The organism is Arthrobacter rhamnosi (assembly GCF_054510855.1).
On record NZ_JBTNDT010000005.1, the window covers coordinates 25327 to 40170 of the forward strand.

The 14844-nt window shown below is 67.6% G+C and carries 11 protein-coding genes; all 11 read right to left on the minus strand.

Annotation, left to right across the window (positions count from 1 at the left end; translation table 11 throughout):
- Window positions 1–13: 13 nt before the first annotated feature.
- Window positions 14–1570, minus strand: a complete 1557-nt coding sequence (locus ACX80I_RS11135; protein WP_459345191.1) for an aldehyde dehydrogenase family protein — start codon at window positions 1568–1570, stop codon at window positions 14–16.
- Between the two features lie 32 nt (window positions 1571–1602).
- Window positions 1603–3306: a choline dehydrogenase gene (gene betA / locus ACX80I_RS11140; RefSeq protein WP_459345192.1), complete on the minus strand. Its 1704-nt coding sequence runs from the start codon at window positions 3304–3306 to the stop codon at window positions 1603–1605.
- A gap of 347 nt (window positions 3307–3653) precedes the next feature.
- Window positions 3654–4238, minus strand: coding sequence for a TetR/AcrR family transcriptional regulator (locus ACX80I_RS11145; protein ID WP_459345193.1), 585 nt, complete (start codon window positions 4236–4238; stop codon window positions 3654–3656).
- A gap of 160 nt (window positions 4239–4398) precedes the next feature.
- Window positions 4399–5358, minus strand: a complete 960-nt coding sequence (locus ACX80I_RS11150; RefSeq protein WP_459345194.1) for a 2-hydroxyacid dehydrogenase — start codon at window positions 5356–5358, stop codon at window positions 4399–4401.
- The gene (locus tag ACX80I_RS11155; protein WP_459345195.1) at window positions 5355–6554 is read right to left on the minus strand and encodes a pyridoxal phosphate-dependent aminotransferase; all 1200 of its coding nucleotides are present in this window, start codon (window positions 6552–6554) and stop codon (window positions 5355–5357) included. The genes ACX80I_RS11150 and ACX80I_RS11155 overlap by 4 nt, the downstream gene beginning before the upstream one ends.
- Window positions 6555–6852: 298 nt before the next feature.
- Window positions 6853–8250 (minus strand): L-serine ammonia-lyase, encoded by a 1398-nt coding sequence (locus ACX80I_RS11160; RefSeq protein ID WP_459345196.1) that lies wholly within the window; start codon window positions 8248–8250, stop codon window positions 6853–6855.
- A gap of 67 nt (window positions 8251–8317) precedes the next feature.
- Window positions 8318–8953 (minus strand): sarcosine oxidase subunit gamma, encoded by a 636-nt coding sequence (locus ACX80I_RS11165; RefSeq protein ID WP_459345197.1) that lies wholly within the window; start codon window positions 8951–8953, stop codon window positions 8318–8320.
- Window positions 8946–11900 (minus strand): sarcosine oxidase subunit alpha family protein, encoded by a 2955-nt coding sequence (locus ACX80I_RS11170; RefSeq protein ID WP_459345198.1) that lies wholly within the window; start codon window positions 11898–11900, stop codon window positions 8946–8948. The genes ACX80I_RS11165 and ACX80I_RS11170 overlap by 8 nt, the downstream gene beginning before the upstream one ends.
- Window positions 11897–12304 (minus strand): sarcosine oxidase subunit delta, encoded by a 408-nt coding sequence (locus ACX80I_RS11175; protein WP_459345199.1) that lies wholly within the window; start codon window positions 12302–12304, stop codon window positions 11897–11899. The genes ACX80I_RS11170 and ACX80I_RS11175 overlap by 4 nt, the downstream gene beginning before the upstream one ends.
- Window positions 12305–12317: 13 nt before the next feature.
- Entirely contained in the window at window positions 12318–13538 is a 1221-nt protein-coding gene (locus ACX80I_RS11180; protein WP_459345200.1) for a sarcosine oxidase subunit beta family protein, read from the minus strand.
- Window positions 13535–14833, minus strand: a complete 1299-nt coding sequence (gene glyA, locus ACX80I_RS11185) for a serine hydroxymethyltransferase (protein WP_459345201.1) — start codon at window positions 14831–14833, stop codon at window positions 13535–13537. The genes ACX80I_RS11180 and glyA overlap by 4 nt, the downstream gene beginning before the upstream one ends.
- Window positions 14834–14844 lie beyond the last annotated feature (11 nt).

A 14844-nucleotide genomic window follows, 5' to 3' on the forward strand; every position in this document is an offset into this window, starting at 1 on the left:
CCGATGCTGTTGCCTAGTCGGCTGCGCCCTCCCCCGTTTCCCTCGGAGCCGGAGCCGTGCCGAACCAGCCGCTGGGTGCGGGCTGGATGTTCTGCCAGATGTGCTTCGCCTCGCGGTACTCGTTGAGGCCGGCCCGGCCGAGTTCACGGCCGATCCCGGACTTGCCGAAGCCGCCCCACTCGGCCTGGGGTACGTACGGGTGGTAGTCGTTGATCCACACGGTTCCGTGCCGGAGGGCGCCGGCGACGCGCTGCGCCTTCGAGGCGTCCGAGGTCCAGACCGCGCCGGCCAGGCCGTACTCGGTGTCGTTCGCGATCGCGATGGCCTCCTCCTCCGTCCGGAACGTCTCGACGGTCAGCACGGGGCCGAACGACTCCTCGCGCAGGACGCTCATGCCCGAGCGGCAGTTGCCGAGGACGGTGGGCGGGTAGAAATAGCCGTCGGCGAGCGGTCCCTCGTCGGGGATGTAGCCCCCACACAGGAGCTCGGCGCCCTCCGCGATGCCGGCCTGGACGTAGGTGTGGACCTGGTCCCGGTGCTTGGCGGAGATGAGCGGCCCCGTCTCGGCGTCGGGATCGAACGGCCCGCCCATCCGGATCTTCCGGGCCCGTTCCACGACCTCGGCCACGAAACGGTCCGCGATCGACTCCTCGATGACGAGCCGCGCCCCTGCCGAGCAGACCTGCCCGGAGTGCAGGAAAATGGCGGTCAGGGCATTGTCGACGGCGGCGTCCCAGTCCGCGTCCGCGAAGACGACGTTCGGGTTCTTTCCGCCGAGTTCGAAGGCGACGTTCTTGACCGTCTCCGCGGCCGCAGCCATGATCGTCTGGCCTGTGGCCAGGCTTCCGGTCAGGGAGACGAGGTCGACGCGCGGGTCGGAGCTGAGGGGTCCGCCCACCGTCGAGCCGGGTCCGGTGACGAGGTTGGCGACACCGGCAGGCACGCCTGCCTCTTCGAGGGTCTCCATGAGGAGGATCGACGTGGACGGCGTGAGCTCGCTGGGCTTCAGCACGAACGAGTTCCCGGCGACGAGTGCCGGCGCCACCTTCCAGGCGGCCTGGAGGAGGGGGTAGTTCCACGGCGCGATGAGGGCACAGACGCCGAGCGGCTCGTAGACCACGCGGCTGATGGCGTCGGCCCGGCCCGTGTCGATCACCCTGCCGGCGTCGAGGCCCGCGATCTTTCCGTAGTAGCGGAAGCAGGACGCGATGTCGTCCATGTCGTACTCGGCCTCGACGAGGCGTTTGCCGGTGTCGAGCGCCTCCGCCCGGGCGTAGACGGCCTTGTCCCGCTCGAGCAGGTCGGCCACGCGCAGCAGCGCGGCACCCCGCTCGATGTCCGTCAGCCTGCGCCACGGGCCGCCGTCGAACGCTGCCCGCGCACTGGCGATCGCCCGCCGGGCGTCCTCCGCGGTGGACGACGTAACGACCGCCACTTCGTGCCCGTCGGCCGGGCAGTGCACGGCTGCGGTGCCGCCGTCGGACGCCTGCTGCCAGGCGCCGCCGATGTAGAGGCCCTTGATGGCCTGGGAGGACCCGGCCTGGTGGACCTGCTCAGCCGTGGCAGTCATCGTTTCTCCTTCTAGTGTCTCCATCCGGCTTCCTAGCCCCTGGCCGCAGGCGCGGCGTCGCCGGTGCGCTCCAGCGGGCTGACGCCGTGCCGGTAGAACTCCGCGTGCTGCGGCGCCAGTGGGGTCTTGCCGGCGATCAGGTCGGCCGCCTTCTCGGCGAGCATCATGACCGGCGCGTAGATATTGCCGTTCGTGACGTAGGGCATGGCGGACGCGTCCACCACACGGAGGCCCTCGGTGCCGTGGACAGTCATGTCCAGGGGGTTCACGACGGCCAGCGGATCGGAAGCGGGACCCATCTTCGCCGTGCAGGACGGGTGCAGCGCTGTCTCGGCGTCACGGGCGACCCAGTCGAGGATCTCCGCGTCCGTCTGCACGGACCGCCCCGGGGAGAGCTCGCCCCCGTTGAAGGGACCCATGGCGGACTGGCCCAGGATGTCACGGGCCACACGGACGGCCTCGACCCATTCGCGGCGGTCCTGGTCCGTGGAGAGGTAGTTGAACACCATGGACGGGTGCACTGTGGGATCGGTGGACGTGATCTTGAGGGAGCCGCGGGCGTCGGAGTACATGGGGCCGATGTGCACCTGGTAGCCGTGCTTGGCATCGGCCTTTTGGCCGTCGTAGCGGACGGCGACCGGGAGGAAATGGAACATCAGGTTCGGGTACGCGACATCCTCGTTGGAGCGGACGAAGCCGCCGCCCTCGAAGTGGTTGGTGGCGGCCGGCCCCTTCCGGCCCAGCAGCCACTGCATGCCGATCCACGGCATACGCCAGACGTCCAGGGCCGGCTGCATGGACACCGGCTGGGTGCAGGCGTGCTGGATGTAGACCTCGAGGTGGTCCTGGAGGTTCTGCCCGACGCCGGGCAGGTCGACCACGGAGTTGATGCCCAGGGAGTTCAGGTGGGCGGCGTCGCCGACGCCGGAGAGCTGGAGCAGCTGGGGGGTGTTGATGGCGCCGCCGGCAAGGATCACTTCGCCTGCGTTCACCTGGTGCGTCTTGCCGTTGCGGCGGTAGGTGACGCCGGTGGCAACGTTGCCCGTGAAGTTGACCTTGGTGACCATCGCGCGGGTCAGGACGGTGAGGTTGTCCCGGCCGAAATGAGGCCGCAGGTAGGCGCGGGACGCGGAGAGCCGCTGGCCCTTGTGCACGTTGCGGTCGAATGCCGCGAAGCCTTCCTGGCGGTACCCGTTGACGTCGTCCGTCAGTGGGTAACCGGCTTCCTGGGCGGCGGCGAAGAAGGCCTGGAACAGCGGGTTGGTGGCCGGCCCGCGTTCCAGCACGAGAGGGCCGGAGTGTCCGCGCAGTTCATCGTCCGGGTCCGCGGCGAGTGCGTTCTCCATCCGGTTGAAGTACGGCAGGCAGTGCGAGAAGTCCCAGGTCTCCATGCCGGGGTCGGCACCCCAGCGCTCGTAGTCGAGCGGATTTCCGCGCTGGAAGATCATGCCGTTGATGGAGCTCGAGCCACCCAGGACCTTGCCCCGGGCGTGTGCCACGCGGCGGCCGCCCATATGGGGCTCCGGGTCCGACTGGTAGCGCCAGTCGTACAGGGGATTGCCGCTGGGGAAGGTGAGCGCGGCCGGCATCTGGATGAAGAGGTCCCAGGGGTAGTCGCTCCGCCCGGCCTCGAGGACCAGGACGCTGGCCTGGCCGCCGTCGCTCAGCCGGTTGGCAAGCACGGAGCCCGCGCTTCCGCCGCCGACAATGACGTAGTCGTAGCTGGTTTTCGTCATGCTGCAAACTCTCCTTCTACCTCGCGCCGGCAGTGGCCAGGGCGGGTCGTTGTTCTTTCGAAAGCGAAAGGTTGACCGTGTCAGCCGGAGGATCCGCGGTATCCCCTGGTGTGGCGTAGGTCATATTCAGGGAGAGTAGTGCACCTTGAACGACTGTTCAATAGCAAAACTGGACAAACGTTCAAAAATTACGAGCGTGAAACATTCGACCTGGACGGGGGTGCGGGAACGCGCCCTTGCCCTTTCCATGTGTCGCGCTTCTGGCGGTATGTGACGGGACCCAGGGTCAGGCATGACCTCAGGGATCGCAGGGTGCTGCCGTGCCGGAGAGTGGTGGTTCGCGGCCGCTATGCCTCGAAGGCGATCTCTTCGGTGCGGGCGATACTGCGCCGAATGGATTCTTTGTCCACGCCGAGGAGCGCGGTCAGCCACATGCCGTTCTGCAGGACGACGATGTCGGCGGCCCGCTCCTTGCATTCCCTGGCAGGCAGCTCAGGCTTGGCCTTTCCTATCAGGGCGGCGAGCCCGTCCAGGTACCGGTCGAAGGCCGCGGCGTTGATCAGGGCGAAATCTTCGTGCGCCCTGGCGAGCCCCCACAGATGAAGGCGCAGGGACAGGTACCGCGTGGTCAGGAGTTCGGGGCCCGCAACCCGGCGCAGGGCATTCCGGAGCTGTTCGTCCGGGGGCAACGCCGGGTCCGGCGCAACCAGAGCGAGGTCGTGTTCGTCCACACTGCGCAGGGCCGCGCGGATCAGGCTCATCTTGTCTTCGTAGTAGTAGTTCACCAGCCCGAGGGCGACGCCGGCTTCCCGGGCCACCGCGCGCATACTGACACCTGAGATGCCGTGGCGCGACAGCAGATCGAGCGCCGCTTCGAGAATGCGCGCCTGCCGGTCGATCTGTTGGCCGGACTTGACGGTGTTTGTACTCACTCGGCCAGAGTATGGCCAAAGGCGTGACGGTGCATCCCGCCGACAGCGGCGCCTACCCGGACACGCACCACCGGCTTCCGGAGCGGCCGGATGGATGGCGGGGCTGCGTCCCGCCATCCATCGATGGCGTCGTCGTCTCGTGCAGGTGCGCGCGGCGCCTCTAATTGATCGGCGCGGGTGGTCGTTCGTCGCTGAGCACGGCGAGGGTGTTGTCCGCTGCGAGCATTGCCATGGCGGTACGGGTCTCGACGGTGGCGGAACCGAGGTGAGGGACGAGCACGACGTTCTCGAGCTCGAGCAGCCCGCGGTGCACGCGGGGCTCGTTCTCGAAGACGTCGAGCCCCGCGCCGGCGATCCGTCCCTCGCGAAGGGCGGAAGCGAGGGCTGCTTCGTCGACGATGGGCCCGCGGGCGGTGTTGATGAGGTAGGCCGAATCCTTCATGTCCGCGAGTTGTCCGGCGCCGATCAGGTGGTGGGTGGCAGGCCCGTAGGGACAGTGCAGGGAGACGATGTCGGAGACGGTCAACAGCTCGTCGAGGTCCACGCGCCGCGCGCCCAGCTCCGCGGCGATCCGCGGGTCGAGCTCGCTGCGTGACTGGTACACGACGTCCATGCCGAAGGCTCTGGCCCGGCGCGCGGTGGCCTGGCCGATGCCGCCCATGCCGACGATGCCGAGGGTCTTGCCCTGCAGACTGCTGCCGAGCAGGAAGAACATGCCCCACTTCCAGGGCTGGCCGGAGCGGATGAGCCGCTCCCCCTCGCCGAGCCGACGGGTCGCCAGAAGGATCAGGCCGAACGCGATGTCGGCTGTGGCGTCCGTGAGGACGCCAGGGGTGTTGGTGGCCACGATGCCCCGTTCGGTACAGGCCGGCACGTCGATGTTGTCGTAGCCGACGGCGACGTTCGCGACCACCCTGAGCTGCGGGCCGGCGGCGTCGAGCAGCTCGGAGTCGATGCGTTCGGTGAGCAGGCTCACCACGGCGTCGGCACCGGATACCCGTCGCAGGAGCTCCTCGCGGCCGATCGACTCCTGACCCTGCCAGGCGTCGACGTCGTGCTCGGCGCGAAGCTTCTCGAGGGCGGCGTCGGGTATCCGCCCCGTGACGACGACCCGGCTCATGCCGTCTCAATCCACTTGCGCAGGCGGCCGAGGCCGTCGCGGATGTCGGCGACGTCGATGCCCGAGTAGGCGAGCCGGATGTACTGCCGCTCCTCGCCCGGCTGGCGGCGCCCGAAGTGCTCGCGGGTGCAGAAGGAGACGCCGGTCTCGTGGAGGGCTGCGGATGCGAAGTCACCGACCGCCGTGTACCCCATGCGCTGCATGGCCTCGGTGACGTCGGGGAAGAGGTAGAACGTCGATTTCGGTACGGCGACCTGCACACCGGAGATGTCGTTCACGAGTTCGCATGCTGCATCTCGTCGCTCGCGCAGGATGTCGAGCATCTGCTGTACGGGTTCCTGGGTGCCCCGCAGGGCTTCGATGCCGGCCCATTGGACGTAGTGCGTCGTGCAGGACTCGTCGTTGGTGTTGAGGGTGCTGAGAATCCGGGCGATCTCGATCGGGGCGACGGCACAGCCCAGACGGGACCCCGTCATGGCGAACTTCTTGCTGAACGTGTAGAGGATCACGGTGCGCTCCCTCATGCCGGGAAGCGAGGCGATGGAGCTGGACACGCCCTCGTAGCGCGTCTCGAAGTACGCCTCATCGGAGAGTACCCAGAGGTCGTGTTCCTGGGCGAGCTGCGCGATCGCCTCCCGCTCGGTCGACGTCGATTCAGCCGAGATGGGGTTCTGCAGGTCGTTGTAGATGATGGCGACGGTCTTCGGGGTGATCGATGCGCGCACCTGGTCGAGATCGATCGCGAAGCCCTTACTGGTGGGCAGGTAGCGGTACGGCACCGCTGTGCCACCGAGGTACTCGATCTGCGATTCGTAGATCGGGAAGCCGGGGTTGGGATAGAGCACCTCCTGGCCGGGGTTCATGACCGCCTGCAGGAATTTCGTGATCACGGGCTTGCCGCCCGTCATCACGACCACATTGTCGGGGGTGAACTCGATTCCTCGGCGGGTCCCGATGTCCTCGGCGAGTGCCTCGCGCAACTGCGGGATGCCGGGACCCGGGCAATAGCCCGTGTAGCCGTCGGCGATGGCCCGGTTCATGGCTTCGACGATATGCGGGGCCGTAGGGATGTTGATGTCACCGAGATGGAAGGGGTACACGAGGTTCCCCTTCGCCTTCCAGGCAGCTGCGGCCTGGGCGACGCTGAAGGCGGTCTCGGTGCCCAGACGTTCGAGCCGGTGCGCGAGTTTCTGCATGCTGTCTCCTCATCGAGATTGTGATCGATCTACTGCGGTAATGATCTGCGTCATGGCGGAGGTGAGGCAGGGCTGACCGGCGTTCTTCCACGGCCGGCCATGACCCGGGTGGAGTGGGCTACCGGCCGTTGTACTGGAACGTGAAGTACAGGATGACCGCCATGACCAGAAGAGCGGTGAGAGCGACGCAACAGTCCGTGACCTGCTGCCGCGCACGCGGTGCCCCCAAGCGTGCTTCCAGGGGTGGTTGCGCGCGGGTGCCCTGACCGTCCGGATCCTTCTGCCATGCCACGGCTGCTCAGCACTCCACGACGTTGACGGCCAGTCCACCCATGGCCGTCTCCTTGTACTTGGAGCTCATGTCCCTGCCTGTCTCCCGCATGGTGATGATCACCTCGTCGAGGGATACACGATGGACGCCGTCTCCCCAGAGCGCCATTTTCGCGGCGTTGATCGCTTTCGCCGCGGCGATGGCGTTCCGTTCGATGCAGGGCACCTGGACCAGGCCACCGATGGGATCGCAGGTCAGACCGAGATTGTGTTCCATCGCGATCTCGGCCGCGTTCTCGACCTGCGACGGGGTGCCGCCCATCACTTCGGCCAGGCCCGCGGCAGCCATGGACGACGCAGAGCCCACTTCGCCCTGGCAGCCCATCTCCGCACCCGAGATCGAGGCCTGTTCCTTGTACAGGACTCCGACGGCACCGGCGGTGAGGAGGAACCTGACCACCACGTCGTCGCGATCCTGCTGATCGGCGTGCTGCATGCCGGGAGCGAAATGCAGGGCGTAGTACAGCACGGCGGGGATGATGCCTGCCGCCCCGTTGGTCGGCGCGGTGACCACCCTGCCCCCGGAAGCGTTCTCCTCGTTGACGGCAAGGGCGATCAGGTTCACCCATTCCTGCCAGTACTTGGGGTCGCGGTCCTTGTCCTCCTTCAGCAGGCGATCATGCCAGTCGGGGGCCCGCCGACGGACCTTGAGCCCGCCGGGCAAGAGCCCTTCGCGGGTGAGGCTGACCTCTGCACAGCTCTCCATGACGGAGTAGATGTGGAGGAGGCCCTGCCGGATCTCCTCCTCCGTGCGGCTGTCCTTCTCGTTGGTCAGCATGACGTCGCTGATGCCGAGGGAGGTCCGACGGCAGTGTTCCAGTAGCTCCGCAGCGGTGCGGAACGGCAGCGGAAGCTCCTTCTTCGAAATCTCGAGTTCCTGCTGCGCGGCGTCCTCCTCCCCGTCCCGCACGATGAAACCTCCGCCGACCGAGAAGAACGTGGCCGTGTGGAGAACCCGGCCGGCCGGGCCGTGGACCGTGAATGTCATGCCGTTGGTGTGCCGCGGCAGGATCGTCAGTGGGCGCAGGACCATGTCCTCGACCCCGTAGGGCAAGGACACGCTTCGACCGAGCTGCAGGATACCCGTGCCGGCGATGGTCGCCAGCCGCTCCTCCACCTCCTCGGGCTGGATCAGCTCCGGGTGGAAACCCTCGAGGCCGAGAAGGATGGCCGTCATGGTCCCGTGCCCGTGCCCTGTCGCAGCCAAGGACCCGTAGAGGTCGACCCGCAGTGACTCCACATCGGCGAGGATGCCGGAGGCCTCCAGTTCTTCGCTGAACACCGCGGCGGCCCGCATCGGCCCGACAGTATGCGAGCTCGAAGGTCCTATCCCGATGGAAAAGAGGTCGAAAACTCCTACAGCCACTGTGTCGTTCCTTCGTGTCAGGATGGCCCGGCAGATGATCCTGTCGGAAAAAGGGCAGTGGTGACCGTCAGGGGACTTCCGGCGAGGCGTACTCGCGCATCGCGTCGAGGAGCCACCGGCCCAGGTAGTCCGCGAAGGAAGCGCGCGGGAACAGCCGGAAGCTCTCCTCTCCCGTCTTCTCGAGGACCACCGGGATGTTTCCCACCTCGGTGTTCAGGGCTGTTCCCGGGGGGAAGCTGCGGGGGTGCAGGTCCAGGGAGCAGCCCTTCTCCAGGACGGCACGGGCACGGGTGCCGGAGAGTTCGAACGTGGTGCGGTTCGCGGACAGGTCCACCACCTGGCCCGGGGCCCCGCCCAGGGCGGCGGTGAGGGAACCGATGAGGTCGCCGCCGAGTGAGTCGTGGGCGTCCTCCGGCGCGACCACCAGGAACTCGGCGGGTCCCAGCCAGAGGACGCTGACGCCGTCGGCGCCGCCCACTGCACCGCAGCGGGTCGGCAGGCCGCCGGCCACGGCGGCGACCCGTGAGCCTTCGTCGGAGCGGGGGTCCACCCGAAGGCCCACCATGGTCCGGAACGGGCCCTCCTCGAGGGTCACCGTCCCCTCGACGGAGCCGGCCTCCATCGCTGCGGTCAGGTGGGAGGCGGGGCTGCGCCGGATGTCCCGGAGTCCAGAAATGCCGTTGAGTGCTGCTGTGTTAGCCATCCTTGCGGGTCCCTTCGGGGTCGAAAAGCACGGTCTCGGCGACGACGACGTCGACCAGCCGGTCGCCTGCTGCGGCCACCAGGGTCTCACCGATGCGGTTGCGGCCGTTCTTGATCAGCGCCAGGGCGAAGGTCCGGCCCAGGGCGGCACTGGTGTAGCTGGAGGTGACGAAGCCCTGCATCGGAACGGGCCCGGCGGCGGGGTCGGTGCTGATGCCCTGCTCCACCAGCTGGGTGCCTTCGGGGAGCCGGAAGGAACGGTCGACGGGCAGCACGCTGACCAGGTGCTTGCGGTCCTCGCGGGAGGCGTCGGCCCGGGCGTAGGACCGCTTGCCGATGAATTCCTTGGCCTTGGAGACGACCCACTCCATGCCCGCGTCCTGCGGGGTGACGGTGCCGTCGGTGTCCTGGCCGACGATCGGGTAACCCTTCTCGGCGCGGAGCACGTGCATGGTCTCGGTGCCATAGGGGGTGATGTCGAATTCGGCGCCGGCGGCGGCCACGGCTTCCCAGGTGTTCAACCCGTACCAGGACGGCACATTGATCTCGTAGGCCAGCTCGCCGGAGAAGGAGATCCGGCAGACCCGGGCCTGCACGCCGGAGGCGAGAGTGGTCTCACGGAAGGTCATGAAGGGGAAGGCTTCCGGCTCCAGCCCGCCGTCCGCTGCCAGCTCCGGCGCCAGCTTGGCGATGACGGCCCGGGATTTCGGCCCGACGACGGCGATGGTGGACCACTGTTCGGTCACCGAGGTGCAGTGCACGTCGAGTTCGGGCCACTCGGTCTGGAGCCATTCCTCGAGCCAGTCCAGCACCTTGGCGGCACCGCCCGTGGTGGTGGTCATGAAGTAGCGATCGTCATCGAGACGGAGGGTGACGCCGTCGTCGAAGATCATGCCGTCCGCCATGCACATGACGCCGTAGCGGGCGGAACCCGGGGCGAGCTTCTTGAAGGCGTTGGTGTAGATCCGGTTGAGGAACTCGCCGGCGTCCCTGCCGCGGATCTCGATCTTTCCGAGGGTGGTGGCGTCCATGAAGCCGACGGATTCGCGGACGGCCGCGCACTCGCGCAGCACGGCCGCGTCCATGTCCTCGTCTGCCTGCGGGTAGTACCAGGGGCGCTTCCACTGTCCCACGTCCTCGAACAGGGCGCCCCTGGCTTCGTGCCACGGGTGGATGGACGTCTTGCGGGCGGGATCGAAGAGTTCGCCGCGCTGGCGTCCGGCCAACGCCGCGAAGGCCACCGGGGTGAACGGTGCACGGTAGGTGGTCGTGCCGATGTCGCCGATACCGCGCGACGCTTCGCCGGCCGTGCGCAGTGCTGCCGCGATGACGCCGATCGCGTTGACGCCGGAGGTCTTGCCCTGGTCGTTGGCGGTGCTGATGGAGGTGTAGCGCTTGATGTGTTCCACCGAGCGCATGCCGGCACCGGTGGAGCGCAGGACGTCGGCCACGGACTGGTCGCGCTGGAAGTCCACGAAGTGGTGGTGCCAGTTCTCCGGTGTGCCGGCCTGGCCCGGGACCAGCCATAGCTGGCGGGTCGGGGCGGAGGACTTCGGCTCGCCGGGAACGGACGGCTGCGTGGCTGACTCGAAGCCCACGGCCGTGGCGGCGGTTGCGCCTGCGGAGATACCTTCGGCCAGGACGTCGGCGAGGTCGAAGCTGCCGCGGCCGGAGCCGATGGTCTGCTGGTTGGGGACCACGTTGCTCGGCACGAAGGCGGCCAGCTCGTCGTCCCAGCGCAGCTTGCCCTGCCGCTGGGAGTGGAGGTGCACCAGCGGGCTCCAGCCGCCGGAGACCGCCAGCAGGTCGCAGGCGATCTCCTCGACATCGGAGGTGAGTTCACCGTCGTCGCTGATGCCGCGGACGGTCACACCAGTCAGACGCCCGTCCAGGCATCCGGTGCCGTCCGCAGAGGTGTCGGCCACCGCACTGCCGATCAGCACCCGGGAGCCGGCTCCGAGGGCGGCGGCCGCCACCTCCGTGAGGCTCGAACGGGCATCGACGATGGCCGCCACCTCGACGCCTGCGGCGCGCAGGTCCGCGGCGAGGGCGTAGGCGCTGTCATTGGTGGTGCTGATGACCACACGGCGCCCCGCAGCCACTGCGTACCGGTTGAGGTAGCTGCGCACTGCGGAGGCCAGCATGATGCCGGGGCGGTCGTTGTTCTCGAAGACCAGAGGACGTTCGTGGGCGCCGGGGGCCAGCACCACCTGCGCGGCACGGATGTGCCAGATGCGCTGGCGGGAGACACCGGAGGCTGCGGGGCTGGACAGGTGGTCGGTGCGGTTCTGGACGGCGATGACGTAGTTGGCATCGTAGGCGCCGAAGGCGGTGGTCCGATTGAGGACGGTGGATTCGGAAGCGGACACGAGTTCGGCCTCGACGTCCGCCACCCACTCCAGGGCCGGCTTGCCCTCGATGGTTTCGGCCAGGCCCGGAGCCGTGGACCCTGAGAGGAGGGATCCGCCGAGCTCGGGCTGGTCGTCGAGGAGCATGACGCGGGCGCCGGTGCGGACGGCCTCACGGGCGGCGGCCAGGCCTGCGGGACCGCCGCCGATGACCAGCACATCGGTATGGACGTACTTCTTGTCGTACTCGGCGCGGTCATCGTCCGGGTCCAGCTTGCCCAGTCCGTTGAGCAGCTCTACCGTCAGGCCGTCCACCAGAGTGACGGTAGTGGCCGGGAGCATGGACTCGGCCACGTGACCGGGGAACCGCGGGTGCACCTTGACCAGGGCGTTCGATTCCTCCACACCGGCGGACAGGATGCCTCGGGGGCGGTCCTCGTACAGCGAGTTGCCGACGGCGATGCGGCCGTTGGCGAGCAGTGCCGAGGCCAGGGTGTCGCCGGGGTGCCCGGTGAATTCCTCGCCGTCCACGGTGAAACGCCAGGAGATAGTGCGGTCGATGCGTCCGCCGGTGGCGAGGCGCGCGTTGTCGGAAGTCACTTGGATGCTCCTTCCGGGGCGATCGTGCTGGCAGGAATTGTGCTTGTCCCAGAGATGTCCGGGGCCGCTGTCCCGGTGGTGGTGCTGTCCGGGGCGGTACTGGCGGTGCCGGATTCAGGTGCCGCGGCGGCTTTGTCCGGGCGGGGCGCGCCCATCGGGTAGACGGCCTGGATCTCGTACGTGACCGTGTCGCGGAGCATGTTGAACCACTGGCGGCAGCCCGTGCTGTGGAGCCAGCGTTCGGCGAAGGCGCCCTTGGTGTTGTCGCGGTAGAACAGGAACTCGGCCCATTCGCGGTCGCTCAGCTCGTTCGGGTTCTCCGGGTAGGGCACGTGGGCCTGGCCCCCGTAGTGGAATTCGGTCTCGTCGCGGGAGCCGCAGTTGGGGCATGAGATGAGGAGCATGTCCGGACTCTCCTTAGTGGGCCACGGCGGCGGCGCCGTGTTCGTCGATGAGGGCGCCGGTCTCGAACCGCTCCAGCGCGAACGGCCTGTTCAGTTCGTGGGGGGTTCCCGTGGCGATGGTGTGGGCGAAGGTGAGCCCCGCCGCGGGCGTCCCCTTGAATCCGCCGGTACCCCATCCGCAGTTCACGAACATGTTGTCCACCGGGGTGGTACCGACGATGGGTGAGGCGTCCAGTGTGGTGTCGACGATCCCGCCCCAGGTCCGCAGCACGTGTGCCCGCGCGAAGATGGGGAACAGTTCGACGGCGGCGGCCATCTGGTGTTCGATCACATGGAAGGAGCCGCGCTGACCGTACCCGTTGTAGGAGTCGACGCCGGCGCCCATGACCAGTTCACCCTTGTGGGCCTGGGAGACGTAGACGTGCACGTGGTTGGACATGACCACGGTGGGGTGAACCGGTTCGTGCAGTTCGGAGACCAGGGCCTGGAGCGGGTGGGACTGGATGGGGAGCCGGAAGCCGGCCATTTCCGCCAGGACCGAGCTGTGGCCGGCAGCGCAGAGGCCCACCTTTTCGGTGTTGATGGTGCCGCGGTTGGTCTTGACGCCCACCACACGGTTGCCGTCCTTGATGAAGCCGGTGACTTCGCAGTTCTGGATGATGTCCACGCCGAGCTCGTCGCATTTGCGAGCGAAGGCCCAGGCCACGTGGTCGTGCTTCGCGATGCCGGCACGCGGCTGGTAGGTGGCGCCCATCACCGGATAGCGGATGTTGTCGCTGATGTTCAGGATGGGACACAGTTCCTTGACCTGCTGGGGGTCGAGCCACTCGGCGTCCACGCCGTTGAGCTTGTTCGCTCCGACCCGGCGCATGCTCTCGCGGACATCCCCCAGGGTGTGAGCCAGGTTCATCACGCCGCGCTGGCTGAACAGGAAGTCGTATTCGAGCTCTTCGGGCAGGATCTCCCACAGCTTGAGGGCGTGCTCATAGATGGCAGCGCTCTCGTCCCACAGGTAGTTGGAGCGGATGATGGTGGTGTTCCGGGCCATGTTGCCGCCCGCCAGCCAACCCTTCTCCAGAACCGCGATGTTGGTCATGCCGTGGTTCTTGGCCAGGAAGTAGGCGGTGGCAAGGCCGTGCCCACCGCCGCCGACGATCACCGCGTCGTAGCTCTTCTTGGGCTCGGGGTTGTGCCAGAGAAAGTCCGGGTGCTCCGGAAGCAGATCGGCCATCATGCCACCTCGATTGCGTCGGAGGAGAGGTTCGGGTAGAGGGGGAACTTCCCCGCCAGGATCTCGACCCGCTGCCGGAGTTCCGCCACGGTCTCGTCGCTGAACTCGCGCTTGAGTGCTGCGGCGATGATGTCCGCGACCTCGATGAATTCCGGCTTCCCGAAGCCACGTGTGGCCAGCGCCGGCGTGCCGATCCGAAGACCGGAAGAGACCATCGGCGGACGCGGGTCGAAGGGCACGGCGTTGCGGTTGACCGTGATGCCGATCCGGTGCAGACGGTCCTCGCCCTGCTGGCCGTCCAGTTCCGAATTGCGCAGATCCACCAGGACGAGGTGCACGTCGGTCCCACCGCTGACGACGGTCACGCCGGACTCTGCAACGTCGGCGGACAGCAGGCGTTCCGCGATGATGCGGGCGCCTTCCAGGGTGCGTTCCTGGCGGTCCCGGAACTCGGGCTCGGCAGCTAGCTTGAAAGCAACAGCCTTTCCGGCGATGACGTGCTCCAGCGGCCCACCCTGCTGTCCGGGGAACACCGCGGAGTTGACCTTCTTGGCGATGTCCGCGTCGTTGGTCAGGATCACCCCACCGCGCGGGCCGCCCAGGGTCTTGTGGGTTGTGCTCGTGACGATATGGGCGTGGGGCACGGGGTTGGGGTGGAGCCCCGCTGCCACGAGGCCTGCGAAGTGCGCCATGTCGACCATCAGGTAGGCGCCCACCAGGTCCGCGATACGGCGGAACTCGGCGAAGTCCAGCTGCCGGGAGTACGCGGACCACCCGGCGACGATCAGTTTCGGCTTGTTCTCGACCGCCAGGCGCTCGACCTCGGCCATGTCTATCAGGTGGTCTTCTTCACCCACCCCATATGGGACGACCTTGTAGAGCTTGCCGGAGAAGTTGATGCGCATCCCGTGCGTCAGGTGGCCACCGTGGGCGAGGTTCAGCCCCAGGATGGTGTCGCCGGGCTGGAGAAGGGCGAACATCGCCGCTGCGTTGGCCTGGGCACCCGAGTGGGGCTGCACGTTGGCGAATCCGGCGCCGAACAGGGAGGTGAGGCGATCGATGGCCAGCTGCTCTATGACGTCGACGTGCTCGCAGCCGCCGTAGTAACGCTTGCCCGGATAGCCTTCGGCGTACTTGTTGGTCAGGACGGATCCCTGCGCCTCCATGACCGCGGTCGGCGCGAAGTTCTCGGAGGCGATCATCTCCAGGGTGCCCTGCTGACGCAGCAGTTCCTGCTGCACAGCGGCGTGGACCAGGGGATCGGTTTCTGCGAGCGAGCGGGTCAGAACGTCGACCATCGTTTCTCCTA